Origin of the sequence: Acidovorax sp., from assembly GCF_022763525.1 — a bacterium.
Lineage (GTDB): Bacteria > Pseudomonadota > Gammaproteobacteria > Burkholderiales > Burkholderiaceae_C > Acidovorax.
Genome location: NZ_JALEGG010000249.1, coordinates 1 through 24459, shown reverse-complemented (window position 1 = coordinate 24459; position 24459 = coordinate 1). Strand labels below are relative to the sequence as shown.

26 protein-coding genes and 1 pseudogene are annotated in these 24459 nt (G+C 67.4%); 9 read left to right on the top strand and 18 right to left on the bottom strand.

Going from position 1 to position 24459, the window contains the following annotated elements:
• Positions 1-98: 98 nt before the first annotated feature.
• Positions 99-1283 (bottom strand): acetylornithine deacetylase, encoded by a 1185-nt coding sequence (gene argE / locus MRY84_RS19205; protein ID WP_291507286.1) that lies wholly within the window; start codon positions 1281-1283, stop codon positions 99-101.
• 77 nt (positions 1284-1360) lie between these two features.
• On the opposite strand from argE, the gene MRY84_RS19200 reads away from it, so the two are divergent.
• The 4 genes from MRY84_RS19200 to MRY84_RS19185 all read left to right on the top strand — a co-directional run bounded on the left by MRY84_RS19200 (position 1361) and on the right by MRY84_RS19185 (position 6729).
• On the top strand, positions 1361-2572 hold the full coding sequence (locus MRY84_RS19200; protein ID WP_291507285.1) for a M20 aminoacylase family protein: 1212 nt from the start codon (positions 1361-1363) through the stop codon (positions 2570-2572).
• Between the two features lie 82 nt (positions 2573-2654).
• Positions 2655-3752, top strand: a complete 1098-nt coding sequence (locus tag MRY84_RS19195) for a M14 family metallopeptidase (protein ID WP_291507284.1) — start codon at positions 2655-2657, stop codon at positions 3750-3752.
• Between the two features lie 173 nt (positions 3753-3925).
• On the top strand, positions 3926-4927 hold the full coding sequence (locus tag MRY84_RS19190) for a helix-turn-helix transcriptional regulator (RefSeq protein ID WP_291507283.1): 1002 nt from the start codon (positions 3926-3928) through the stop codon (positions 4925-4927).
• A gap of 161 nt (positions 4928-5088) precedes the next feature.
• Positions 5089-6729, top strand: coding sequence for a tannase/feruloyl esterase family alpha/beta hydrolase (locus tag MRY84_RS19185; protein WP_291507282.1), 1641 nt, complete (start codon positions 5089-5091; stop codon positions 6727-6729).
• Between the two features lie 64 nt (positions 6730-6793).
• Here MRY84_RS19185 and MRY84_RS19180 read toward each other — a convergent pair whose 3' ends face one another.
• Positions 6794-7261, bottom strand: a complete 468-nt coding sequence (locus MRY84_RS19180; protein WP_291507281.1) for a nuclear transport factor 2 family protein — start codon at positions 7259-7261, stop codon at positions 6794-6796.
• A 102-nt stretch (positions 7262-7363) separates the two neighbouring features.
• Here MRY84_RS19180 and MRY84_RS19175 point away from each other — a divergent pair, with 102 nt between their 5' ends.
• The gene (locus MRY84_RS19175; protein WP_291507280.1) at positions 7364-7948 is read left to right on the top strand and encodes a TetR/AcrR family transcriptional regulator; all 585 of its coding nucleotides are present in this window, start codon (positions 7364-7366) and stop codon (positions 7946-7948) included.
• 27 nt (positions 7949-7975) lie between these two features.
• Here the strand turns inward: MRY84_RS19175 and MRY84_RS19170 are convergent, their stop codons facing one another.
• Positions 7976-8356: a tautomerase family protein gene (locus MRY84_RS19170; RefSeq protein ID WP_291507279.1), complete on the bottom strand. Its 381-nt coding sequence runs from the start codon at positions 8354-8356 to the stop codon at positions 7976-7978.
• Positions 8357-8443: 87 nt separating this feature from the next.
• On the opposite strand from MRY84_RS19170, the gene MRY84_RS19165 reads away from it, so the two are divergent.
• Entirely contained in the window at positions 8444-9301 is an 858-nt protein-coding gene (locus tag MRY84_RS19165; RefSeq protein WP_291507278.1) for a LysR substrate-binding domain-containing protein, read from the top strand.
• 37 nt (positions 9302-9338) lie between these two features.
• Here MRY84_RS19165 and MRY84_RS19160 read toward each other — a convergent pair whose 3' ends face one another.
• Positions 9339-9911, bottom strand: a complete 573-nt coding sequence (locus MRY84_RS19160; RefSeq protein WP_291507277.1) for a DUF922 domain-containing protein — start codon at positions 9909-9911, stop codon at positions 9339-9341.
• A gap of 22 nt (positions 9912-9933) precedes the next feature.
• On the bottom strand, positions 9934-11391 hold the full coding sequence (locus tag MRY84_RS19155) for a wax ester/triacylglycerol synthase family O-acyltransferase (RefSeq protein WP_291507300.1): 1458 nt from the start codon (positions 11389-11391) through the stop codon (positions 9934-9936).
• 339 nt (positions 11392-11730) lie between these two features.
• On the opposite strand from MRY84_RS19155, the gene MRY84_RS19150 reads away from it, so the two are divergent.
• Positions 11731-11985: an acyl-CoA-binding protein gene (locus MRY84_RS19150; RefSeq protein WP_291507276.1), complete on the top strand. Its 255-nt coding sequence runs from the start codon at positions 11731-11733 to the stop codon at positions 11983-11985.
• A 68-nt stretch (positions 11986-12053) separates the two neighbouring features.
• On the opposite strand, the gene MRY84_RS19145 is transcribed toward MRY84_RS19150, so the two are convergent.
• Genes MRY84_RS19145 through MRY84_RS19130 form a run of 4 tightly spaced genes read right to left on the bottom strand, consistent with a single transcriptional unit; the run spans position 12054 to position 15282 of the window.
• Positions 12054-13007 carry a hydroxymethylglutaryl-CoA lyase gene (locus tag MRY84_RS19145; RefSeq protein WP_291507275.1) on the bottom strand — a complete coding sequence of 318 codons (954 nt, stop codon included), beginning with the start codon at positions 13005-13007 and terminating at the stop codon, positions 12054-12056.
• Positions 13007-13747: a nitroreductase gene (locus MRY84_RS19140; protein WP_291507274.1), complete on the bottom strand. Its 741-nt coding sequence runs from the start codon at positions 13745-13747 to the stop codon at positions 13007-13009. The genes MRY84_RS19145 and MRY84_RS19140 overlap by 1 nt, the downstream gene beginning before the upstream one ends.
• A 14-nt stretch (positions 13748-13761) precedes the next feature.
• Positions 13762-14154: a polyhydroxyalkanoic acid system family protein gene (locus MRY84_RS19135; protein ID WP_291507273.1), complete on the bottom strand. Its 393-nt coding sequence runs from the start codon at positions 14152-14154 to the stop codon at positions 13762-13764.
• Positions 14155-14166: 12 nt separating this feature from the next.
• Positions 14167-15282, bottom strand: coding sequence for an aminopeptidase (locus MRY84_RS19130; RefSeq protein ID WP_291507299.1), 1116 nt, complete (start codon positions 15280-15282; stop codon positions 14167-14169).
• 136 nt (positions 15283-15418) lie between these two features.
• Here MRY84_RS19130 and MRY84_RS19125 point away from each other — a divergent pair, with 136 nt between their 5' ends.
• Positions 15419-16072: a DNA-3-methyladenine glycosylase I gene (locus MRY84_RS19125; protein ID WP_291507272.1), complete on the top strand. Its 654-nt coding sequence runs from the start codon at positions 15419-15421 to the stop codon at positions 16070-16072.
• Positions 16073-16081: 9 nt separating this feature from the next.
• Here the strand turns inward: MRY84_RS19125 and arsC are convergent, their stop codons facing one another.
• Genes arsC through MRY84_RS19110 form a run of 3 tightly spaced genes read right to left on the bottom strand, consistent with a single transcriptional unit; the run spans position 16082 to position 17710 of the window.
• The gene (gene arsC, locus MRY84_RS19120; protein WP_291507271.1) at positions 16082-16510 is read right to left on the bottom strand and encodes an arsenate reductase (glutaredoxin); all 429 of its coding nucleotides are present in this window, start codon (positions 16508-16510) and stop codon (positions 16082-16084) included.
• Positions 16511-16563: 53 nt separating this feature from the next.
• Positions 16564-17256, bottom strand: a complete 693-nt coding sequence (locus MRY84_RS19115) for a DUF1045 domain-containing protein (protein ID WP_291507270.1) — start codon at positions 17254-17256, stop codon at positions 16564-16566.
• The gene (locus MRY84_RS19110; RefSeq protein WP_291507269.1) at positions 17249-17710 is read right to left on the bottom strand and encodes an Lrp/AsnC family transcriptional regulator; all 462 of its coding nucleotides are present in this window, start codon (positions 17708-17710) and stop codon (positions 17249-17251) included. The genes MRY84_RS19115 and MRY84_RS19110 overlap by 8 nt, the downstream gene beginning before the upstream one ends.
• A 97-nt stretch (positions 17711-17807) precedes the next feature.
• On the opposite strand from MRY84_RS19110, the gene MRY84_RS19105 reads away from it, so the two are divergent.
• On the top strand, positions 17808-18755 hold the full coding sequence (locus MRY84_RS19105; protein ID WP_291507268.1) for an EamA family transporter: 948 nt from the start codon (positions 17808-17810) through the stop codon (positions 18753-18755).
• Positions 18756-18881: 126 nt separating this feature from the next.
• Here MRY84_RS19105 and MRY84_RS19100 read toward each other — a convergent pair whose 3' ends face one another.
• From MRY84_RS19100 to MRY84_RS19075, 6 genes and pseudogenes are all read right to left on the bottom strand, one after another.
• Entirely contained in the window at positions 18882-19292 is a 411-nt protein-coding gene (locus MRY84_RS19100) for a RidA family protein (protein WP_291507267.1), read from the bottom strand.
• Entirely contained in the window at positions 19289-20962 is a 1674-nt protein-coding gene (locus tag MRY84_RS19095; protein WP_291507266.1) for an AMP-binding protein, read from the bottom strand. The genes MRY84_RS19100 and MRY84_RS19095 overlap by 4 nt, the downstream gene beginning before the upstream one ends.
• A gap of 4 nt (positions 20963-20966) precedes the next feature.
• Positions 20967-22163, bottom strand: coding sequence for an acyl-CoA dehydrogenase family protein (locus MRY84_RS19090; RefSeq protein WP_291507265.1), 1197 nt, complete (start codon positions 22161-22163; stop codon positions 20967-20969).
• Positions 22164-22167: 4 nt separating this feature from the next.
• On the bottom strand, positions 22168-23022 hold the full coding sequence (locus MRY84_RS19085) for an enoyl-CoA hydratase family protein (RefSeq protein WP_291507264.1): 855 nt from the start codon (positions 23020-23022) through the stop codon (positions 22168-22170).
• Positions 23019-23510, bottom strand: a complete 492-nt coding sequence (locus MRY84_RS19080; RefSeq protein ID WP_291507263.1) for a MarR family transcriptional regulator — start codon at positions 23508-23510, stop codon at positions 23019-23021. The genes MRY84_RS19085 and MRY84_RS19080 overlap by 4 nt, the downstream gene beginning before the upstream one ends.
• 10 nt (positions 23511-23520) lie before the next feature.
• Positions 23521-24459: pseudogene (locus tag MRY84_RS19075) on the bottom strand (bifunctional salicylyl-CoA 5-hydroxylase/oxidoreductase); the annotation flags it as partial.

Below are 24459 nucleotides of genomic sequence, written 5' to 3'. Positions count from 1 at the left end.
CCCCCCGGGGGGACGCCACCAGTGGCCTGGCGGAGCCAGTTCCACGGTGGCACTGAGCTGGGCCGCGCCGGTTGCGGCCCGCAGGGGATCCAGCGGTCCTAGGCTGGCGGCCAGTCGATGGACCGGGTGCGCGCAAGCCCTTGCATGAAGGCCTCGCAGCGCGCCAGCTGCGCCAAGCTCACGTATTCATCGGGCTGGTGCGCCTGCCGGATGCTGCCGGGGCCGCACACCACGGTGGAGATGCCCGCATTCTTGAACAACCCGGCCTCCGTGCCAAAGGCCACCAGGGTCGTGCCTTGTTCGCCGGTCAGTTCCTGCGCCAGACGCGTGACCGGGTCGTCCTTGCTGCCCAGAAAACTCGGGATCTCGCAGATGGTCTCGAATTCAAAGCCTGCCGCAGGCGCTACCTTCTTCATGGCAGGTTCCAGCGATTTCGCATATGCCACCACCTCGGACTGCATCTGCGCCGCATTGGCCGTGGGCAGGTCGCGGAATTCGTAGCGGAACTCGGCGTCGCGCGGCACCACGTTGTCGGCGATGCCGCCATGGAACTGGCCCACGCTGGTGGTCGAAAACGGTACGTCGAAGCCTTCGAAGCGAGGCTCCTCGCGCTCGAAACCCTCACCCATGTCGCGCAGGCGACCCACCACGCGGGCCGCCATCTCGATGGCGTTGACGGAGTGCGGCGTGAGCGAGGAATGCGCTTCCTTGCCCCGCACGCAACACTTGTAGCGGTACACCCCCTTGTGGGCAATGGCGGGCACCATGCTGGTGGGCTCGCCCACGATGCAGGCCAGGGGCTGGATGTTTGCGTCCCGCAGGTCGGCGATGAGTTCCTTCACGCCGAAGCAGCCAACTTCTTCGTCGTAGCTGAAGGCCAAGTGGATGGCGAAAGGCGCCTCGCTGTTCAAGAACTGCTCGGCGTGCGACACGGCAATGCCGATGAACGCCTTCATGTCGGCACTGCCGCGCCCGTACAGGCTCGGGCCTTCGGGGCCGTCTTTCACCAGCGCACTCAACGGATCCATGCTCCAGTCCTGCCCGTCCCACGGCACGGTGTCGGTGTGGCCTGACAGGATGATGCCGGCGGGCTTGCCCTCGCCGAGGGTGGCGAACAGGTTGGCCTTGGTTTTGCTGTCGTTGAAGGTCAGCCGGCTTTTCACGCCCAGCCGGGCGAGGTGGTCCCGGATGAAGTGGATCAGTTCCAGGTTGGAGTTCTGGCTGACGGTGTTCATGCGCACCAGGGTTTGCGCGAATTCAAGGGCCTGCGGGGAAAGCGTCATGTTGCGGTGCAAATAAACCCGGGGTAGCGAAAGGGGCGGCCAGCGGGCTAGACTGTGAGATCGTAAGGATGCATATCATGAACGTTATCGATTCCATCGTCACGCAGGCGGCCAGTATTGCCGCCGTGCGCCGGGACATTCACGCCCACCCGGAGCTGTGCTTCGAAGAGGTGCGCACCGCCGACGTGGTGGCGCAGAAGCTCACCGAATGGGGCATCCCCATCCACCGGGGCCTGGGCAAGACGGGCGTGGTGGGCATCGTGAAGGGGCGCGACGGTGGCGCCAGCGGCCGTGCGATTGGCCTGCGCGCCGACATGGACGCGCTGCCCATGCAGGAGTTCAACACCTTCGCCCACGCCAGCAAACACCAGGGCAAGATGCACGCCTGCGGCCACGATGGCCACGTGGCCATGCTGCTGGCCGCAGCACAGCACTTTGCCAAGCACCGCAATTTCGACGGCACCGTGTACCTGATCTTCCAGCCCGCGGAAGAGGGCGGCGGCGGCGCCCGCGTGATGATCGAAGACGGCCTGTTCGAGCAGTTCCCCATGGAGGCGGTGTACGGCATGCACAACTGGCCCGGCCTGCCGGTGGGCACCTTTGCCGTGAGCCCCGGGCCGGTCATGGCGTCGACCAGCGAATTCAAGATCACCCTGCGCGGCAAGGGCGGCCATGCCGCGCTGCCGCACACGGGCATCGACCCAGTGCCGATTGCCTGCGGCATGGTGCAGTCTTTCCAGACCATCATCAGCCGCAACAAGAAGCCGGTGGATGCCGGCGTGATCTCGGTGACGATGATCCATGCGGGCGAAGCCACCAACGTGGTGCCCGACAGCGTCGAACTGCAGGGCACGGTGCGCACCTTCACCGTGGAAGTGCTGGACCTGATCGAAAAGCGCATGCGCCAGATTGCCGAGCACACCTGCGCGGCGCACGATGCAACCTGCGAGTTCGAGTTTGTGCGCAACTACCCGCCCACCATCAACTCGCCCGCCGAGGCCGAATTTGCGCGCAAGGTCATGGCCACCATCGTGGGCGAAGAACGTGTGCTGCCCCAGGAACCGACCATGGGCGCCGAAGACTTCGCCTACATGCTGCAGGCCAAGCCCGGCGCGTACTGCTTCATCGCCAATGGCGATGGTGCGCACCGCGAGATGGGTCACGGCGGCGGGCCGTGCATGCTGCACAACCCCAGCTACGACTTCAACGACGACCTGATCCCGCTGGGCGCGACCTACTGGGTCAAGCTCGCCGAAGCGTGGCTGGCCCAGCCTACCGCCGCGGCCTGACGCCCTGTTCCTGGCCACTCTCCACCCGGGCCCACGTTGCGCGCCCGGGTTGCCTTTTGCCTTCCTCCTGAAAGTCCCCCCCATGATCGGTCTCGTGGATGCCTTCTCGCACAGCTACGCAGCAGCCCGCCAAAAGTTTCTGGAGGCGGCCGCCGCGGCGGGCCTGCCCATCGAGTCGCACACCCACCCCCTGAAGGGGCGCGATGGCGAAGACCTGGCCATGGACGTGGTGCGAGACGGCCCGGCCGATGCGAAAAAGCTGCTCATCGTGAGCAGCGCCTGCCATGGCGTGGAAGGCTACTGCGGCAGCGGCGTGCAGGTTTTTGCGCTGCACGATGCTGAGTGGCGCGACAAGGCGCATGCGGCGGGCGTGGCCACGCTGTACATCCATGCGCTCAACCCCTATGGCTTCTCGCACATCCGCCGCTTCACGCACGAGAACGTGGACCTGAACCGCAACTTCCAGGACTTCAGCAAACCGCTGCCCGTGAACACCGCCTACCGCGAGGTACAGCCCCTGCTGCTGCCCGAAGAGTGGCCCCCCGGCCCGGACAACGCCGCCGCGGTGCAGCACTACATCGACACCAAGGGCGAAGCTGCGTGGCAGGCGGCCATCTCGCAGGGGCAGCACGAGTTTCCGCAGGGCATCTTCTTTGGCGGCACCGAGCCCACCTGGAGCAACCGCACGCTGCGCCAGGTGCTGCGCCAGCATGGCGCCCAGGCCTCGCACATTGCCTGGATCGACCTGCACACGGGCCTGGGCCCCAGCGGCCATGGCGAGCGCATCTACGCCGGCAAGGACGACACCGTGGCCGTGGCCCGCGCACGCGCCTGGTGGGACGGCAGCGGCGCCACGCCGGTCACGTCGATCTATGACGGGTCGTCGACCTCGGCCTTCCTCACGGGCCTCATGTGGACTGCCATCTACGACGAGTGTCCGCATGCCGAATACACCGGCATTGCCATGGAATACGGCACCGTGCCTGTGCTGGATGTGATGAACGCCATCCGCGCCGAGCAGTGGCTTAACCTGCACCCCGGTGCACCCGCCGAGCAGCGTGCGCAGATCAAGGCCCAGATGCTCGCCGCTTTCTACACCGACACCGATGTGTGGAAGGGCCAGATCGTGAGCCAGGCCCGGCAGTCGATGTTTCAGGCGATGGATGGGCTGGCGCTCTGAGTTCAGTATTGGTCTTTTTAGGCGCTGGCGCAGGAATTTAAATCGCCACCAGCTATCAAAATCGTAGTGTGGCGTGGGCGCGCGGCGGCGTGCCGCGGGTGGGCGCTGGCTGGCGCCACCGATGCACCGGAGTGGCGGCTACCATCGCCTCCAAAGAGAACCGAGGAGACACCATGGCCGCTGCCATCGCCCCCGCGCATGCGCCACCCCTGCTGCAGGCATTCAGTCGCAGCCTGCTCCAGCTGGCCGAGCAGGCTCGCCAGGCACAGCCCCAGGACCTGTTGCAAAGGGCGATGCAGATCCTGCGCGCGCTGGTGCCGTTCGACGCGGCGTGGTGGGGCGAGGTTTCGGCAGAGGGTGTTCACGGCGGGCCACGCAACTGGCTGCACGGCAGCATCGGCCTGAGCCGGAGCTTTGCGACGGAATGGAATGGACTGGCCGCGGTCGACGCGTTTGGCAAGTTGTCCATGGCCCGGCTGGGCGAAGTGGTCCGCGAGCGCGACATGCCGGCGGATGTGCCGGAGCATCCCGAGGTGGCCGCGTTCAGCGAGCGCCATGGCCTGTACCACTGCATGGCCCTCACGGCCGAGTTGCCGGACAGTGGCCTGATGTTCTTCGTCTCGGTGTACCGGCCGCCGCATCGCACCGGGTTCACGGACGCTGAGACCGTGCTGTTTGGCGAGTTTGTCTTTCACCTGCTGCAGCACTGGCACCATCTGCTGCAGCGGCTGCAAAGCAGCTCACCCGGGCGACCCTGGGACAGCTTTGCGCTGGCCGAGCCTTCGGGTGAGCTGCTGTTTGCGGGGTTGCGCATCAGCATGGCGCTGGGCGAGGCCTACCCCGAGTGGACGGGCTCGCGCCTGCCGGCTCCCGTGGTGCAGGCGCTCCCCGGCGTTCCCTGCAACCTGGTGGTAGGCAGCAAGCCTTGCCGCCTGCGGCTGGAGCCTTGCGGACCGCTGGTGGCGGTCAGCATGGCGTCGCGCCACGCCAGGTCGCCGCTGGCGCCGCGCGAGCTGAGCGCGGCCATGCTCTATGCGCACGGCCGCTCGCACAAGGACATCGCTGCCACGCTCGGGCTCTCGCCTGCCACCGTGCGCACCTATTTGCGCACAGCCTATGCGGCGCTGGGGGTGAGCAACAAGCTCGAACTGGTCGCCGCCCTGCGCCAGACCTGACTGGAGGCTGTACAGCTCGCAGCCGGGCGCGCCCGGCGTCTCGGTAGTTTCCCGGCCCCTCTGCATTTGCAGGGGCCGCAACCACGCTGCGTTTTCCTATCGTGCGCCCTGGAGCCCATCGAGGGGTCCGGACAAAAAGCACCACACAGGAGACTTCCCGCATGTTCCCGAGCACATCCCGCGCCGCCTTGGCGCAGCACCGCAACGCCCAGCCCCGCCCCGCGCAAGCAGGAGGCTGGGCCGCTGGCACCCTGAGCGCATTGGCCGCGCTGGCGCTGACCGCCTGCGGCGGCGGCAACGATGCCCCCGCGCCCTTGGCCAGCAAGCCGCTGGCCGAAGCCTGCGCCGCCTACACATCCACGGCCCTGCCCCATGGCGCCCAGATCACGCGCACGGAGCTGCGCAAGGCCGAGGGCACGCTGCCGGATGCTTGCATCGTGCGCGGCAAGATCGTTTCGTCGCCCGAGTCCACCATCAATTGGGCGGTGGAGCTGCCCACGCTGGCGCAGTGGAACGGCAAGACGCTGACCATCGGCGGCGGCGGCTTCGACGGGTTCATTCCGACCGATGACCCGTGGTACCAGCAGCTGGTGGGCCCCTCGGCCAATCCGTATGTGAAGATCAGTTCCGACTCCGGCCATCAAGTGCGCGGCTTTGCCTGGGGCAACAGCGATGTGGCGCTGCGCAACCACGCGTTCGATGCCAACCATTTCGTGCTGGAGGTGGGCACCGCCATTGCCACCGAGTTCTACGGCAAGCGCCCCGTGCGGCGCTACCACATGGGCCATTCCAATGGCGGGCGCTCAGGTCTGATCTCCACGCAGAAGTACCCCAAGGACTACGACGGCGTGGTGGCCATGGAGCCCGCCATCGCCCAGCAGGCGCACCAGGTCAACCTGGGCCCCACGGTGCTGCGCCACATCTTCAAGAGCCGCGAGAACTGGATGAGCCCCGCCAAGATCGCGCTCTACGCCAAGGCCGAGACGGCCGCGTGCGACGGGCTGGACGGTCTGAAGGACGGCATCATCGGCAACGTCGAGGCCTGCAACTACGTGCCCACCGAGCTGCTGTGCCAGGGCGCGGACAGCGATAGCTGCCTCACGGCCGGTCAGATCGAATCCATCCGCCTCATCTACAGCGACCACAAGACGCCCGTGACCCTGTCGCGCGGCGCGGTGGGCTACCCGCGCTTTGGTCGCGGCGGCGCGTCCACGTCGGACTGGCAGTCGTACATGTTCGGCACCAGCTTCGACGCGCCCGATTCGTTCAACCACATGGCCGTGACGGCGGCTGCGCGCCTGGTGGAGGGCAACCCCAACGCCAACATCCTGAGCCACGACCCCACGCAGTACCAGGCGCAGTACAGCCGCCTGGCCGAGATGATCGACGGCACCGACCCGGACATTGCTGCCTTTGCCGACAACGGCGGCAAGCTGCTGATCTGGTACGGCGCGGGCGACACCTGCGTGTCGATGTACCGCACGGTGGAGTACCTCGACACGGTGAAGCAGCGCCTGGGCGCCAGCAAGGTGCAGAGCTTTGCGCGCATGGTCACCTCGCCCTCCAACGGGCATGACCTGGACGGCGCGGGCACCGAGCCCCGCTCCATCGACCTGCTGGCCGCCATGGACGCCTGGGTGGAAAAAGGCACGGCGCCCGACAAGCTGGTGGCTACCAAGTTCGCACCCGGCACCACCACGCCAGTGGCCCAGCGCCCGGTGTGCGAGTACCCCAAGTTCCCGCGCTACAACGGCACGGGTGACGTCAGCAAGGCGGAGAGCTTTACCTGCTCGGTGACCTGATTGTGCAGGGGGCGGATGGCGGGCTGCGCTGCGGGTGTCCTGCGCGCAGCCCACGGTCTGGGGCTCACAGTCCCAGATCGCTCAGCCCCGCATGGTCGTCCGGCCGACGCCCCAGGGGCCAGAAGAACAGCCGGTCTGCAGCCTGGATGGGGCGGTCGTTGATGCTCGCGTGGCGCACGGCCATCAGGCCCGCGTCGTTGAACTCCCAGTTCTCGTTGCCATAGCTGCGGTACCACTGGCCTGCGTCGTCATGCCACTCGTAGGCAAACCGAACAGCGATGCGGTGGCCGCTGAACGCCCACAGCTCCTTGATGAGGCGGTAGTCCAGCTCGCGCGCCCACTTGCGCTCCAGCAGCTGCCGGGCGGCGTCGCGGCCCACGGGGAACTCGGCCCGGTTGCGCCAGCGGGTGTCCTCGGTGTAAGCCAGGGCCACGCGCGCCGGGTCGCGCGAGTTCCAGACGTCTTCGGCCAGGCGCACCTTCTGGATGGCGGTTTGCAGGGAGAAGGGCGGAAGAGGCGGGCGGGTTTCCATGGGCAGCACCTTGGGTAGCGGGTCAAGAGGGTTGAGGATGTAGACAAGTCTGTCTACATCGCATCATAACGAAATGTAGACAGACTTGTCTACAATGCCCACATGATTCCCCTGCCGCCTTCTGACTGGAAAGACCTGCCTGCCCGCGACCGCCTGCTGCAGACCGCACACGCGCTGTTTTACCGCGACGGTATCCGTGCCACGGGCATCGACCGCGTGATCGCCGAGTCGGGGGTCACCAAGGTCACGTTCTACCGGCATTTCCCCAGCAAAAACGATCTCATCTGCGCCTATCTTGAATACCGCCATGCGGGCTGGATCGCATGGTTTGCTGCGGCCCTGGATCGCCATGGGGGTGCAAAGCGTGGTGGTGCGTCCGGCCTGAATGCGCTGGTGGCCACGCTGGCCGAATGGTTTGGCCGCGATGACTTCCGGGGCTGCGCCTTCATCAACAGCGTGGGCGAGCTGGGCAGCACGGTGCCGGAGGTGATGGAGATTGCACAGCGCCACAAGCATGAGATGACGGCCCTTCTAGCCACCCTGCTGCCGCCTGGCGCACAGCGGGCGCGCGACGCGCAGGCCGTGACGCTGGTGGTGGAGGGCGCCATCGTGCGTGTGCAGATGGGCGAGCCTGTCAAGGCGGTGCTGGGCAGCGTGGAGCGCCTGCTGGCGGGCCTGGCCGCATAGCCTGCCTGCCCGGAGCTGCGCATCACCTCATGCGTACTGCGCCAGGCCGTGGCCGAAGGACCAGTTCTCCTTGGCCACCTCGACAATGTTGATGAACACGTCCTCGGGCCGCAGGCCCGGGCTCTCGCCCAGCAGCTGCGCGATGCGCGCAAACAGCGCCTTCTTCTGCTCCAGGCCGCGCGTGTTGTTGGCGGTGATCTGGATGAACACCACGTCGTCGCTGCGGGCCACGCCCAGGTAGGTGGGGCTGTAGCGGAAGTTCGCGGCTTCGTGCTCGGTGATGGTCATGAACTGGTCGTCCTCGGGCACGTTGAAGGTTTCGCGCATGGCGCGGTACAGCGTGTCAAAGATCGCTTGCCGATAAGCCTCGGGCTTGCCCGCGCGCATGGCAATGTGGATGAGGGGCATCGCAAGATCCTTTCTGAACAAGATGCTCGCGAAATGCTATCCACACCAATATGCTATAGATATCTATTTCAGAAATATCAAATTCAAATGGTTGAGCGATCCCTGGATCTGGATGCCGTCGAAGCTTTTGTGCGCATCGCCGAGCTGGGCAGCTTCACGCGAGCGGCCGAAGCCATGGGCACAGTGCAGGCCGCGATGAGCCTCAAGCTCAAGCGGCTGGAGGACAGGCTGGGCTGCCGGCTGATCGAGCGCACGCCGCGCCACGTGCAGCTGTCGGCCCGGGGCGCGGCATTTCTGGAGCATGCGCGTGAACTACTGGCCGCGCACGACCGGGCGCTGGCCACGTTCGCCCAGGCGCGCCAGCGCCTGACCATCGGCATCAGCGACCATGTGGCCGGGCCGGAGCTGCCGGCGCTGATTGCCCGCATGAACCAGCAAGATCCGCAATTGCTCATCGAGATCCGCATCGGCTCGTCGGGCGACCTGCTGCAAAGCTACGACCGGCGTGAACTGGATGCGGTGCTGGCCCGCATGCATGTGGGCCGCAGCGATGGCGAGTTGCTGGCCGAAGAGCCCTTCGGCTGGTTCGCCGCCCCCGGATGGCAGCGCCGTGCGGGCGAGCCCTTGCCCCTGGCCACGCTGGCCGAACCCTGCGGTGTGCGGGCGATGGCGGGGCGGTCGCTGGACGCTGCGGGCATCGCCTGGGCCGAAGTGTTTGTGGGTGGAGGCGTTGCGGCCGTGGCTGCGGCCGTGATGGCCGGGCTGGGCGTGGCGGCGCTGGCGCCGCGCATGCTGCCGCTGGGGGCGGTGGATGTGGGTGCCCGCCTGGGGCTGCCTGAGCTGCCGCGCCTGCCGGTGCTGCTGCACACGCGTATTCAGGAAGGTCGCCCGCGCGATGCGCTGGCAGCGTTGTCGGCGGCCTTTCGCAGCGCGGTGCGGGGATAGCGCACAAGCCTGTACGCTTGTTGATGGACCCGGCCTTTCACTCCAGCCTGGCGCCTTGCGATGCGCCGTGCCGCGTGTCGCGGTCGTACTGCTTCTCGCGCTCGGCATGTTCTCGCAGCAAGCGGTGGCCCAGCGCGTTGGCCTGGCGCTCCAGCGTGGCGCAGTCCGGCGCGGCAGGCAGGGCGGCAATGCCTTGGTCAATCGCTTGCGCCGCATCGCGCCCGAACTGCACATGGCCCTCTTCGTGGCGCGACAAGGCGCGCAGGTACCGGTCGAAAACTGCCTGCTGCGCTGGCGTGCCACTGCGCAACTCGGGCAATTGCACTTCGGTGCGCAGCCGGGTGGTGACCTCTGTGATGGTGCAGCGGCCAGAAGCTTCGCGCCACCAGCGGAAGGTCCAGCGTACGTTCCAGCGGGTGTAGCCATGAAAGCGCTGCCCATCGACGGCGATGGGCGTGGTGGCGTTCAGCGCTTGTCGCAGGGTCTCGCCGGGCTCGGCGCGCACGGGGTAGGGCCGCTGGGCATGTTCCTCCGTGACTTCGGCCTGGGCGGCTCCCAAGCAAACCAGGGTGGCCGCCACCCCGGCACGGCCCGCTGCGCGCGCATTCATCACCACCGCCGCCGCACCTCGTTCATTCGCCCCAGGGCAACATCAGCGTGAGCAGCGAGAGCTGGTCGAACTCCGGTGCAAACGCGTCGATGATCTGCTGCGGCTCGGGGCAGAGCTGGGTATCGGTAATCACGCCAAACTGCACGCCGCCGCCGTAGCTCAGGATGGAGACGCCCAGGCCAATGTCGCCCGACTGCGGCACCCAGAACATGCACTGCGTGACGCGCGATCCGCACAGCGTGAGCTGCTCCTTGGGGCCGGGCACGTTGGTCATCACGGCCGTGGTCTTGCGGCCGAAGAGGTTGAGCAGCGCATCCTGCGCGGGCTTGATCATCAGGCCCGCCACGGCCAGCATGGCAAACGCCAGGATGGGCTGGGTGCTGCCCTTGAGCGCATTCATGCGCTTGCGCACTTCGTACACGCGCTCGATGGGGTTGGCCACGCCAATCGGCAGCACCAGCGGCACCAGGCCAAAGCGGTTGCCAAGCTTCCAGGCTTCTTCGAGGGGGCGCAGGTTCACCGGGATCATCGCGCGGATCTCCTGGCCCGTGGGGTCGTCGCCCTGGCTGCGCAGGTAGCCGCCGATGGCGCCCGCCACGCACGACAGCAGCACATCGTTGACCGAGCAGTTCAGCGCGCGGCCGATGGCCTTGACCTCGTCCAACGCAATCGGCGGGCACCAGGCCACGCGCTTGGCGTTGCCGGGCTGGCCTTTCAGCCGCGTGGGCGAGTCATCGGGCATCAGGGCCAGCGCGGCGGCATCGCTCATGAGCTGGTAGCCCACGCGTGCCATGTCCAGCGTGCCCGCCAGTCCGTGGTGCACGGCTTTCTCGGGGTCTGCCAGCAGTTTGAACGAGCGTGCTGCGCTGTCACCCGCCAGGTCCAGCGCCTTCACCGTGAGGCCAGTGATGGGCTTGATGAGCGCGTCGGCGATCCAGTCCTCGGCCGTGGCGGCCTGCTCGCGCTCCTTGCGGGTGCGCTTGGGCGGTTCGGCGCCGCCGTCCACGATAGACATGGTCACCGAGATCAGCGCAATGCCGTCGGCAATGCAGTGGTGGATGCGCACGATGAGCGCGCTGCCGGGCTGGCCGTCGTCACCCACAAAATCTTCGATCAGGTGCATTTGCCACAGCGGCCGCCGGGTATCGAGCGGCTGCATGGCGAGTTCGCCCACGCGGTCTTGCAGGGCGCGCTGCATGCTGTGGCCCGCCTGGCCGGGCAGTGTCTCGCGCAGCACGTGGGCGGCGATGTCGAAATTGCGGTCCTCCACCCACGTGGCGCCGGCCGCGTCTTCCACCACGCGCTGGTGAAAGCGGGGGTACTGCAGCAGGCGCTGCTGGACCCGTTCGCACAGGGCTTCCCAGGTGATGCCGGGCGACAGGGTCCACACGCCGTTGATCATCATCAGGTTGCTCTGCGAATCCATGCGCAGCCAGGCGGTGTCGACCTTGCTCATGCGCTCGCCCGACAGGCCCAGCATGCCGGCGGCGGCCCGGCGAACGTTCTTCTGCACTGCCGTGGCGGCCTTGCGCGCGGTGGGAGGGAGGGCCTTGGCCGCGCGGCGCGCGGCGCCAGGGGGCTGCGGAGGGTGTGGCTGAGCGCGCTCGGCGCGAGGGGTGGGCTGGGCCGTTGTGCGCGTCACCATGCAGTGTCCCTGGTTGTGTTTGTTTTTGGGGGCTTGCCTCTATGGATTGCCGGGCCCCGGGGCCGGTGTAGACCGTAAGATACAACGACGCAATCGCTTGCGAACACCGTTCTTTCCCTGCCCCTCTGTCCTTCTCAGCCCTTCGCTGTTTCCACTCTCCAAGGAGCAATCCCCATGGCCGATCTGAATGCCACTTTCGAAGCCGCCGTCGCGAATTCCAAGAACCTCAGCGAGCGTCCCGACAACGCCACGCTGCTCAAGATCTACGCCCTCTACAAGCAGGCCACGGTGGGCGACAACACCGGGAAGAAGCCCAGCTTCTCCGACATGGTCGGCCGCGCCAAGTGGGACGCATGGGACAAGCTCAAGGGCACGGAGGCCGATGCCGCCAAGCAGCAGTACATCGACCTGATCACCTCGCTGAGCTGACGGGGGCAAAAGGAATCAAAAAGAGGCGACCGCGGTCGCCTCTTTTTCGTTGTCACCGCGGGTGTCTCTCAGCCGCTTGCGGTGCCCGCAGCAGCCCACCCCTTGGGCAGCCCGGCCTCGGGTGTCATCCCGTAGATGGGTTCACCGGGCAGGCCCGCTTGCAGCGGTGCTCGCGCGGCCATCAGGCGATGAAGGTTCACGCCCGTGTCCACGCCCATCGCCTCAAACATGAACACCAGGTCTTCGGTGACCACGTTGCCCGAGGCACCCGGCGCGTAGGGGCAGCCGCCCAGGCCGCCGAGCGAGGCGTCGAACGTGCGCACGCCCACATCGTAGGCGGCCAGGCAGTTGGCCAGGCCCAGGCCTCGCGTGTTGTGCATGTGCGCCGCACCGGCGCGGTCGCCCAGTTCGGCACGCAGGCGCGTGAAGAGCCGGCGCACCTGTGCCGGGTTGGCCATGCCGGTGGTGTCGGAGAGGCCGACCTCGTCGGCCCCGGCCTCGGCGCACAGGCCTGCGAGCCAGATCACGTCGTCCTCGGGCACGCTGCCCTGTAGCGTGCAGCCGAAGGCGGTGGACAGGCCCACCTCCACCAGCACGCCGGGCGCCTGCGCATCGCGCAGCCGGACCACGGACCGCACCTCCTCGACCATGGCCTCGCGCGTCTTGCGCACGTTGGCCAGCGAATGCGCGGCACTGGCCGACACCGGCAGCGTGACCTTGTGCACGCCTGCGGCCAGCGCGGCCTGCGCACCCTGCAGATTGGGCGCCAGCGCCATCACGGTGATGCCGGGGTGGGTGAGCGCATGGCGCACCACCTCGGACACGTCGGCCATCTGGGGCAGCAGGCGCGCGGGCACGAACGAGCCCACTTCGATCTCGCGAAGGCCGGCGGCCACCAGGGCGTCGATCCACCGCAGCTTGTCGGCCGTGGGCATGGTGGCCTTTACCGACTGCAGGCCGTCGCGCGGGCCCACCTCGCTGATCAGCACGGCATCGCGCGGAGGGATGTTCATGGGGGTCATCAGTCTTTCCAGTCGACGCTGCCGGACCAGTCGGCGCGGGCCGTGCGAAAACGGTTGGCCGGGTGCGCCAGGTCGGCCATCCCGAAGGAGATGCCGCAGACGATGGTGCGGTCGGCGCCAATGTCCAGAACCTCGCGCAGCACGGCGGGGTAGGCCGCCAGCGCAGCCTGCGCCACGCTGCCCACGCCCAGGCTGTGCGCGGCCAGCATGAAGTTGCCCACGTAGGCGCCGCAGTCCACGGCGCCGTAGACGCCCAGCGCCTCGTCGCTCGTGACGATGGCCAAGTGTGGCGCGCCAAACATGGCGAAGTTCTGCGCTGCCTGCCGGGCCGACGCCTCGCGGTCGCCGCGGGCGATGCCCAGCGCCTCGTACAGCCCCCAGCCGCATTCGCGCCGCCGATCCTGGTACACGCCGCGGTACTCCCGGGGCCAGGGCAGATCGGGATGCGGCGCGGTGGCGGCCACATGCGCTTGCAGCGCGTTCCTCAGCCGCTGCAGCGTTGCACCGCTGGCGATGGTCAGCCGCCAGGGCTGCGCGTTGCACCAGGACGCCGTGCGTTGTGCGGCGGCCAGCATGTGCTCGATGGTGCTGCGCGGCAAGGGCGTGGGCAGGAAGGCCCGGCAGCTGTAGCGGGTGTGCAGCAAATCGGACAGGGCGTTGAACGCTGTGCTGTCCGGTGCTGCGCCAGGGGGGGAGTCCGGGCCCAGGTGCACAGGGGTCGAGCCAGAAGCAGCGGCCATGGCGGACTCTGACGCTAGGCCTTGCGGGTTTTGGGCGCGGCCTTCGCAGGGGCCGCTTTCGCCGCTTTGGCCGGCTCTTGCGTGTCCTTGGCAGCGGCCTTGCGCGCGACAGGCTGGGGCGCGGAGAGGAGCGCATCGAGCTGTTCGCCGATTTCCGACTCGATGCGGTCTTTGAAGGCGCCGAACAAGAATCCCAGTTGCGCGTTCATTTCAAACTGGTGGGCATCCACGAGCAGTGTGCCTTTGACGCCCGCGCGGCTGAAATACAGCGTGTCCTGGGTGTCGCCCTCTTCGTAGGTGCACTCCATGTCAAACTTTTCTTCGGCCTGCTCGGCCCACGAAAAGGCGACTTTGCGCGCCTTGGCAAAACCCAGGTGGTGTTCGCGGTGAATGTGGATGTCGGGCACCGGCTTGTCTCCTTATTGCGGTTCGGGGGGTGGCTGCAGCGCGCGCAAGGCCGCGTGGCGTTGGGCCAGGGGCTGGCGGGCCAGCTGCCGTACGGCATCATAAAACCGGGGCCAGTCGCGGCCCTCGCGCTCGAACAGGGCCTGGAAGGCCGGCACCAGTTCGTCGTAGGCGGCCTGCGCCGCGAAGCTGGCATTGTTGGCCTTGGCCACCCAGCGGTCGTAGCCCGCCACCTGGGCCGTGGTGGCCAACGGCATGCCGCCGCCCTGTGGCTGCAGCCACTGCGCACGCAGCGCCGCATATTCGGCGTGGAAGGCTTGCATTGCTTCTTTTTTCATAGCTGCCAACGCTTGTTCCTCCAGCGTCAGAGCCTCTTTTTGCTCATAGATGGCTGCCAGCCGTGTGCGCGTGGCGCGGGTCAGGGCGCGGAAGGCGCTGCGCCGTGCTTCGCTGGTGGCAAAGGCATCGCGTGCGGCGGGGGTCGACTGCGTGGCCAGCCAGCGCGCGCTGCCGATGCGCTCCACCGCCGTGGCGAACGATTCGTTGAACAAGGTGTCGTTTTTTGCATAGACCACCTGGTGCGCCAGCTCATGGAACAGCAGGCGCACGAAGTCGCCCTCGGGCCAGCCGATGAAGGTGGACAGCAGTGGGTCGCCGCCAGCCCAGTTCATGTAGCCGAGCGTGGAATAGGCGGGCACGCCGTACACGTCCACTTCCAGCCCTTGCGCTGCGAGCTCGGCCGCCTCGGCCCGCGCGTCGGCCTCGGCGAAGTAGCCCCGATAGCCAATGCAGCCCGTGACCGGAAAGCACCAGGTGTGCAGCGTCAGCGCATAGGGCGGCGCGGCCACCACGTTCCACACGGCGGCAGGGCGTTTCAGATCGACATAGCGGCGGTAGCTGGCGTTGTCGGGCAGACCCAGCTCACTGATGGCGAAAGTGCGGGCGCGCTGGGCCAGTTGCAGTCGCTCGCGCAGGGCGGGGGCAATGTCAGGGCGGGTGACCCACTCGTCGATGGGCTCGGCCGCCTGCATCAGCTGCACGTGGCCTCGCACCGATTGCCAGTAGTACCCCAGCACACTGGCTCCCCCCGTGGTGCTGGCGCAGCCGGACAGGGCCGTGCTGCACAGCATCACGAAGGGCAGGGCGTGAAGGCGGGGTGAAATCGTCAGGCGCATGGGGGCAGTTTAGGCGCAGCACGGCTGCTGGCAGGAGGCGGGCCTGCGCGGTGTCAGCAGCTTGTCCACGCCGTTCATAGAATGGCCCGCCATGACCGCCGCACCCACCCCCACCCCGTTGCCCGATGGGCTGTTCGCTGATGATGCCGGCTGCCCCCGATGCGGCTGGTGCCAGGCCACGCCGCTGTACCGCCACTACCATGACCACGAATGGGGTTTTCCGGTGGCTGACGACCGGCGCCTGTTCGAGAAGATCTGCCTGGAGGGCTTCCAGTCGGGCCTGAGCTGGCTCACCATCCTGAACAAGCGCGAGGGCTTTCGCGCGGCATTTGCCAACTTCGATGCGGAGCAGGTTGCAGCGTTGGGTCCGGCCGACGTTGAGCGCCTGGTGCAAGACCCGCGCATCGTGCGCCATCGGGGCAAGATCGAGTCCACCATCAACAACGCCCGGCGGGTGCTGGAGCTGCGCAGCGAGTTCGGTTCGCTCGCGCATTACGTGTGGCGCTACGAGCCTGCCCCGCACGAGCGGCCCGCGCTGCTGACGCGCGAGGTGGCGCGCACGCTGTCCACCTCCGCTGCCTCCACCGCCATGTCCAAGGATCTGAAGAAGCGCGGCTGGAGCTTTGTGGGGCCTACCACCGTGTATGCCTTCATGCAGGCCATGGGGCTGGTGAATGATCACCTGGAGGGCTGTCATTCGCGCGCCGCGGCGTTGCAGGCGCGGGCGGGGTTCGAGCGGCCTTGACGGACCTTTTCAAGCCTTCGCGCGGCGCCCCTGCGCATCCACCACCACTTCACCATCCTCCTTGCTGAAAGCGCCGCGCTGCGGCGCGGGCAGGATGTCCAGCACCTGCTCGGACGGGCGGCACAGCCGCGTGCCCAGGGGCGTGATCACGATGGGCCGGTTGATGAGGATGGGGTGGGCGAGCATGGCATCGATCAGCTGCGCGTCCGTGGTGCCGGGAGCGTTGAGGCCCAGCTCGGTGAACAAGGCCTCTTTGGCGCGCACCACTTCGCGCACGGGCAGGCCGAGGGCGGTGATCAGAGCCGTGAGCGTTGCGCGGTCGGGCGGGGTCTGCAGGTATTCAATGACCTCGGGTTCGATGCCGCTGTTGCGGATCATGGCCAGCGTGTTGCGCGAGGTGCCGCAGCGGGGGTTGTGATAGATGGTGACGGAGGACATGAGGGTCTTTTGAGGGTCTTCAAGATTCAGAAAAACGGAGCGGCGTGGCCGCATCAGGCAGCCATTTCCAGGTGGTCCAGCAACACGAAGTCCGCACCCGGTGCAGGCTCGGCAAACAGGGCCAGGCTGTTGAACTTCAGCATGGGCAAGTCCGAGAAAAATTCCTGTGCGGCATCCAGGACCAGCGCCTGCGTCTGTGCATCCACCTGCGCCAGCGACCCGGTCAGGGGCAGGTGAAACGGAAAGGGCTGCGGCGTGTTCGGGGGCGCGTCGCCCTGCCGTTGCTCAGCAGGGGGCAGCGCCGAACTCATCAGGTGTTGCAGCGCGTCTTCGCAGGTGGATGCCACGGTTTGCAAGCTGCTGTGGATGGCGCTCGATGAGGGCAGCACCAGTGCCAGCTGATCACCCACGCGCTCGACATGCAGGGGCGGCAGAACACAAGGCGTGAGGCCATGGGCCAACGCCTGCACTGCCTGGTGCAGCGCGAGCCAGTCCGTACCGGCGGCCAGTGCAAACGGTGCCACCAGCGGCGCCTGCCAGCCCCGGCGGCGTGGCGCGGCCGTCAGCGCCTGCAGGGCTTCGGCCTCCACGCCATCAATGGTCAGCTGCTGCAGCGGCCGCAGCTGCGCAGCGCAACGGCCCAGCCAATGGCTGCCGGCCAGCCAGCCCAGGGTGCCGGGGCTGGGGGCAAACGACACCGCATAGCGGTGGGCGGCGGAGGCGGCGATGCTCTGCGGCTCAGCCACCCTTGTCCCCGTTGATCCAGCTCAGGTCCAGTGGTCGGTCTTCGAATTCGGTATTGAGCACCACGGTACTGGTGGTGCGCGCCACGCCCGGAATCGCTTTGATCTGGTAGAGCACGTCTTCCAGCCCGCGTGCGTGCGTGGTGCGGATTTTGGCCAGGAAGTCGTGCTCGCCGGCCACGCTGTGCAACTCTTCCACCTGGGGTATGGCGCGCAGGCGGGGCGCAATGTCGCGGCAGTGCGCGCCGCCATCGTTGCGGATCGCCACGAACGCAGTGAAATTCAGCCCCACGCGCTCCGGCTCCACGCTGATGGAAAAGCGACGGATCACGCCCTTGTCCAGCATCTTTTTCACCCGCTCGTGCACGGCGGCCGTGGAGAGCCCCACCTCGGCCCCCACGTCGGCATACGAACGTCGGCCGTCCGCGCCGAGGGCCGAAATAATTCTGGCGTCCATGTCGTCTGTCTGAATATTTGCTTGCATAGCCGCCTGTTTTTGGTAAAAATTCCGAAAACCTCGTGGTTTCCATAAATTATTCGGTAAGGTGAAGAATATGCCGGCAAATTTCAACGCGCAAGCCCGCACCCCGGGCGCTGGGGCCATCGCCGTGGCGCTGCTGTTGGTCTATGTGGTCTGGGGCACCACGTATTTCGCCATCGGCATTGCCCTCACGAGCATGCCGCCGCTGCTCATGAACGCCATCCGTTTTCTGTGCGCGGGCGGCGTGATGCTGCTGGTGGCGCTGTGGCAGGGCCATGCGCTGCCCACCTGGGCGCAATGGCGCAATTCGGCCTTGGTGGGCGGGTTGATGGTGTTCGTGGCGATGAACCTGATCGGCTTTGCGCAGAAGCTGGGCATCGGCTCGGGCCTGATGGCCACGGTGGTCACCACCATGCCCATGTGGCTCGCACTGTGGTCGCGGCTGGGCGGCGAGCGGGTGCCGCTCACCAGCTGGATTGGCCTGGCGCTCGGCGTGGTGGGCGCGCTGCTGCTGGCGCTGGAAGGCGACTTCTCGGCCACCTGGCTGGGGGCGCTGATGGCCTTTGGCGCGCCACTGGCCTGGAGCGTGGGCTCCTATGCCTCTCGCAAGCTGTCCCTGCCTGCGCCGGCCATGGCTTCGGCTGCGCAATGGGTTGCGGGCGGGGCCATGGGATTGGTGGTGGCGCTGTGGTTCGAGCCGCTGTCGGCACTGGGGGAGGTGACTGCCAGGTCGTGGGCGGCGTGGGTCTATCTGCTGGTGTTTGGCACGCTGGTGGCGCTGAACGCCTACCTGTGGCTGCTGCAGAACACGTCGGCGGCGCTGGCGGGGAGTTATTCGTTTGTGAACCCGGCCGTGGCGTTGCTGGTGGGGGTGGCGCTGGGGGGTGAGCTGCTCACGGGGTGGGTGTTTGCGGCGTTGCCGTTGATTGGGGCAGCGTTGGGGCTGATCCTGTATGGGAAGGTGTTGCAGGGGTGGTGGGCGGGGTGGCGGGCGTCTGGGCCGAGGTATCGGGCGGGGTGATGGGGTGGGTGGAGGTGGGTGCAGCGGCGGACATCCCTGCTCCCGCACTTAACGAAAGCACGCTCAGCCCGAACGGCTGGGAGGTGCCCATCGTTCGACAAGCTCAGAAGGACGGCAGTCTCTCCATCACTCCCCGTCCGGCACCACAGCCGTCGCCTCAATCTCCACCTTCGCCCGCTCCTCCATCAACCCCGCCACCTGCACACATGCCATCGCGGGAAAATTCTTGCCCAGCACCTCGCGGTACACCGCGCCCAGCTCCTTCAAGCGGGCGTTGTATTCCTTGCGGTCCAGCACATACCAGGTCAGCCGCACCAGGTGTTCCGGCTTCGCGCCGCCGGCTTCCAGCACCGCGCGCACGTTCAGCAGGGTCTGCTTCGTCTGGTCGATGAAATCATCGCTTTCAAACTGCTGCTGCGCATTCCAGCCGATCTGGCCACCGGTAAAGACTGTGGTGCCGCGCGCGGCCACGCCATTGGCGTAGCCTTTGGGCGCAACCCAGCCTTTGGGTTGCAAAAGGGTGTGCGTGATCGTCATGGGGTGGTTCTGGTCGAAGAGGGCGAGGGCGAGGGAGATGGAGCTGAAGATGCAGCCGTGCCCTGGCGCAGCTTGAAGCGCTGCAGCTTGCCGGTTTCGGTGCGGGGCAGCGCGCTTACGAACTCCACCACGCGCGGGTATTTGAAAGGGGCAATGGTCGCCTTCACGTGGTCCTGCAGCGCCTTGACCATGGCCGCATCGCCGGTGTGGCCGGGCTTCAGGACGCAGATGGCCTTGACCACCATGCCGCGCTCGTCGTCGGGCACGCCGATCACGCCGCACTCGGCCACGGCGGGGTGGCGCAGCAGGGCGTCTTCCACTTCGGGGCCACCCACGTTGTAGCCGGCGGTGATAATCATGTCGTCGTCGCGGGCCTGGTAGAAGAAATAACCATCGGCGTCCTGCACGAACGCGTCGCCGGGGTAGTTCCAGCCGTTCTTCACGTACTTGGCCTGGCGCTCATCCTGAAGGTACTTGCATCCCGTGGGGCCGATCACCGCGAGCTTGCCCACCGTACCGCGCGGCACCTCGTTACCGCCGTCATCCACCACCTTGGCGATGTAGCCGGGTACCACCTTGCCGATGGCGCCGCGGCGCACTTCATCGCCGGCCGACGAGATGAAGATGTGGAACATCTCCGTGGCGCCGATGCCGTCGGTCATCTCGATGCCGGTGGCGTCCTTCCACAGCTGGCGCGTGGCATCGGGCAGGCCCTCGCCCGCGCTCACGCTGATGCGCAGCTGCGGCAGGCCGATCTGCTTGGCGAACGGCGCCATCTGCCGGTAGAACGTGGGGGCGGTGTAGCTGATGGTGACACCCGCGTCGCGCATCAGCACCACCATGGTCTCGGGGGTGTAGGGCTGGTCCGGAAAGTACACGCTGGCGCCCGCCCACATCGGAAACAAGAGCAGCCCACCCAGCCCGAAGGTGAACGCCAGCGGCGGCGACCCGGCCACGATGTCGTCCGGTGTGGCCTTGAGCACATGGCGCGGCCAGGCTTCGCAGCCCGCCAGCACGTCCCGGTGCGTGTGCACCGCGGCTTTGGGCGCGCCGGTGGTGCCGGAGGTAAAGGCCATCAGTGCGATGTCGTCCGCCGCGGTGGGGCAGGGCGGCATGCTGCCGGGCTTGCCCTGTGCCCGCTGGATCAGGTCGGCTGGATCGGGCGCGGTGTGGAAGGGCACGATGGTGGCCAGCACCGGGTGCTGGTCCTGCGCCAACGCCAATTCGCCCAGCAGCCGGCCGTCGCACAGCGCCAGCGCAGGCTGCGCGCGCTCGATGATGCTGGAGAGCTCGCCCGCGCGCAGCAGCGGCATGGTGGCTACGGCCACCAGCCCGGCGTAGACCGTGCCCAGCCAGGCCAGCGCCATCTCCACCGTGTTGCCGCCGCGCAGCAGGACGCGGTTGCCGGGCACCAGGCCGTGGTCCTGGGTCAGCACCTCGGCAATGCGCGCGGCCTCGGTGCGGGCATCGCGGTACGTGTAGGTGCGGTGCGGGCCGCGCAGAAACGGGCGGTCGATGTTGCCGGCGCGCTCGGCCTGATCAAACAGGGCGTGCACCAGGTTGGCCTGGTCCGGGATCTGCAGCTCGGGCAGGTCGTAGCGCAGCATGGGCCAGCCCTCCGGCGGCGGCAGGCGGTCGTGCACAAAGTGGTCGGGCTGGGCGGACTTCATGAAATCACTCCTGCAAGAGGCTTTTGCCGATGATGAGCTGCTGCACCTCGGTGGCGCCTTCGTAGATGCGCAGCGAGCGGATGTCGCGGTACAGCGATTCAACCTTGCTGCCCACCTCCACGCCGCGCCCGCCGTGCAGCTGCAGCGCCATGTCGATCACACGCTGGGCGTTTTCGGTGGCGGTCATCTTGGCCATTGCGGCTTCTGCCGTGACCCGTGCCTGGCCGGTGTCGCGCAGCCAGGCCGCGCGGTAGGTGAGCAGCGCGGCGCTGTCCACCAGCGCAGCCATCTCGCCGAGCTTGGCCTGCGTGAGCTGAAAATCGGCAAGCGTCTGGCCGAACATGCGGCGCTGGCGTGCGTGGTGCACCGCCTCGGCCAGCGCGCGGCGGGCCATGCCCAGGGCGGCGGCGGCCACCGAGGCGCGGAAGATGTCCAGCGTGCGCATGGCCAGCTTGAAGCCACCGTTTTCTTCACCGAGCAGCGCCGTCGCAGGCACGATGCAATCCGTGAACTGCAGCGTGGCCAGCGGGTGCGGCGCCATCACGTGGATGTGGCGAGAAGCGTCCAGCCCCGGCGTATTGGCATCCACGATGAAGGCGCTGATGCCGCGCGTGCCGCCGGCCGGATTGGTCTTGGCGAACACGCAGTAGAAGTCGGCGATGCCGCCATTGCTGATCCAGGTCTTGGTGCCATTCAAGCAAAAAGTGCCTGCAGCGCTTGCGGGGTCAGCGCTAGCAGCTATGGTTTGCATAGCACCAACGTCCGACCCGGCCTCGGGCTCGGAAAGCGCAAACGCGGCGATCAGCTCACCGCGTGCCACGCCTTGCAGATACTGCGCCTGCTGCGCGGGGCTGCCCGCCAAGGTGATCGCACCACTGCCCAGCCCCTGCATGGCCAACGCAAAGTCCGCCAGCGGCGAGTGGTAGGCGAGCGTCTCGCGCAGCAGCACCAGCGCGCGCGAGTCCAGGGCAGGCAGCGCGCCGCCCTGCGCAGCCGGCACGCAGTAGCGCAGCCAGCCGTCCGCGCCCAGGCGCTGCACCCAGTCGCGGCAGGCGGCGCGGTCGTCGGTTTCATCGACCTGCTGTGCGGCCGCCCAGGGCACCAGGCCCTCGGCCAGCGCACGGTGGGTGTCGTCAAAAAAGGGCAGGGCCAGGTGTGCCGTGGGGGGCGAGCAAGGGGCGGGGGGCGTGGCGACGTGCATGCGCTCAATCTCCCTTGAACACAGGCTTCTGTTTGGCCGCAAATGCCTCGTAGGCGCGTCGGAAGTCTTCTGTCTGCATGCAGATGGCCTGGGCCTGCGCCTCGGCCTCGATGGCCTGCTCGATGGTCATGCTCCATTCCTGACTGAGCATGGTCTTGGTCATGCCGTGGGCAAACGTGGGGCCGTCGGCCAGCGCACGCGCCGTGGCCTGCACGTTGGCGAGCAGGTCGGCACTTTCGTACAGGTCGTTGAAGAAGCCCCAGGCCAGGCCTTCGTGCGCGGTCATGGCGCGGCCGGTGAACAGCAGCTCGCTGGCGCGGCCCTGGCCGATCATGCGGGGCAGCAGCGCGCAGGCGCCCATGTCGGCACCGGCCAGGCCCACGCGGGTGAACAAAAAGGCGGTCTTGGTGGCCTCGGTTCCGTAGCGCATGTCGCAGGCCAGCGCCATCATGGCGCCCGCGCCGGCGCAGATGCCGTCGATGGCGCCCAGCACGGGCTGCGGGCAGGCGCGCATGGCTTTCACCAGGTCGCCCGTCATGCGCGTGAACTCCAGCAGTTCGGGCATGGTCATGGTGGTGAGGGGGCCGATGATCTCGTGCACATCACCGCCCGAGCAGAAGTTGCCGCCCGCGCCCGTGACCACGATGGCCTTCACGTCGGTGGCAAAGCGCAGCGCGTAGAAAAAATCGCGCAGCTCGGCGTAGCTCTGGAAGGTGAGCGGGTTCTTGCGGTCCGGGCGGTTGAGCGTGACGGTACCCACGCCGCCCTCGAAGCCCCAGCTGAAATGCTCCGCCACATAGCTGGCCTGCGGGTTGAACTGCTCGCGCATGGGGTTGCCCGCCCCGATGAAATGCTTCATTCAGACGTCTCCAGAGAGTGATGTTGGGTGTGTTCCTTGACCTTGCCCAGCAGGCGGTACAAGGTGGCGATGTCGCGCTCGCCCAGCGTGGCGAAGGCCTCCACGATCCACTGCTCGTGCTGGCGCGCCATGGTGTTGAACTGCTCGCGGCCCTGGGGCGTGAGGCGCACCAGGTACGCGCGGCGGTCGCCCTCCACGTCCATGCGTTCGACCAGCCCTTCGGCCACCAGCTGGTCGGTGATGCCGGTGATGTTGCCGCTGGTCACCATCATGCGGCGCGAGAGTTCTTTCATCTTCATGCCATCTGGCGCGCGTTCGAGCTGCGCCATCAGGTCAAAGCGCGGGAGCGTGGTGTCGAACTGCGCGCGCAGCTGGCTGCGCACCTGCTTTTCGATGAGCTGGGTGCAGGTGAGCAGCCGCAGCCACAGGCGCAGGGCTTCGGGGTGTTCGCTGGGGGCGGCGCCGTGCAGGCGGGCTTCAAGGTCCATAAGCGGGGGGTTACTCGATTGCTGCGATTTTTGTAGCTGCTGACGCTTGACTGGAAAGCGCTGCAGCCTGTTTTTGCTTGGAAACCTCGCGCAGCATCTGGTCGCGGCCGCTCCAGTACTGCACGGGCCAGTCGGTGTGCGCCGCGGCCTGGGGGCTGAGCTGTGCGGCGGCGTGCAGCGTCCAGGCCGGGTCGGCCAGGTGCGGGCGGGCGATGGCGCAGAGGTCAGCGCGGCCGGCCGCGATGATGCTGTTGGCGTGGTCGGCCTCGGTGATTGCGCCCACGGCCATGGTGGCAATGCCCACTTCGTTGCGGATGCGGTCGGCAAACGGCGTCTGGTACATGCGGCCATACACCGGGCGCGAGTCGCGCGTGGTCTGGCCGGAGGACACGTCGATCAGGTCGGCGCCTGCGGCCTTGAACAGGCGCGCGATGGCGATGGCGTCGTCTGCGGTGTTGCCATCGGGGAGCCAGTCGTGGGCCGAGATGCGCACGCTCATCGGCTTGTCGGCCGGCCACACGGCGCGCAGCGCGGTGAACACCTCCAGCGGGTAGCGGCAGCGGTTGTCCAGGCTGCCGCCGTAGTCGTCCGTGCGCTGGTTGGTGGCCGGGCTCAAGAAGCTGGCCAGCAGGTAGCCGTGTGCACAGTGCAGCTCCAGCCAGTCAAAGCCGCAGGCCACGGCGCGGCGGGCGCTGTCCACAAACGCGGCGGTCAAGCGATCCATGTCGGCGCGGGTCATGGCGGCAGGCGTCTGGTTCTGCGCGCCGTAGGCGATCGGGCTGGCGGCCAGCAGGGGCCAGTTGCCCGTCTGCAGCGGCTCGTCCGTGCCCTCCCAGCCCACGCGGGTGGAGCCCTTCGGGCCGCTGTGGCCCAGCTGCAGGCCGATCCTGGCGGTGCTGCTGGCGTGCACAAAGTGCACGATGCGCGCAAAGGCTGCCTGCTGTGCGTC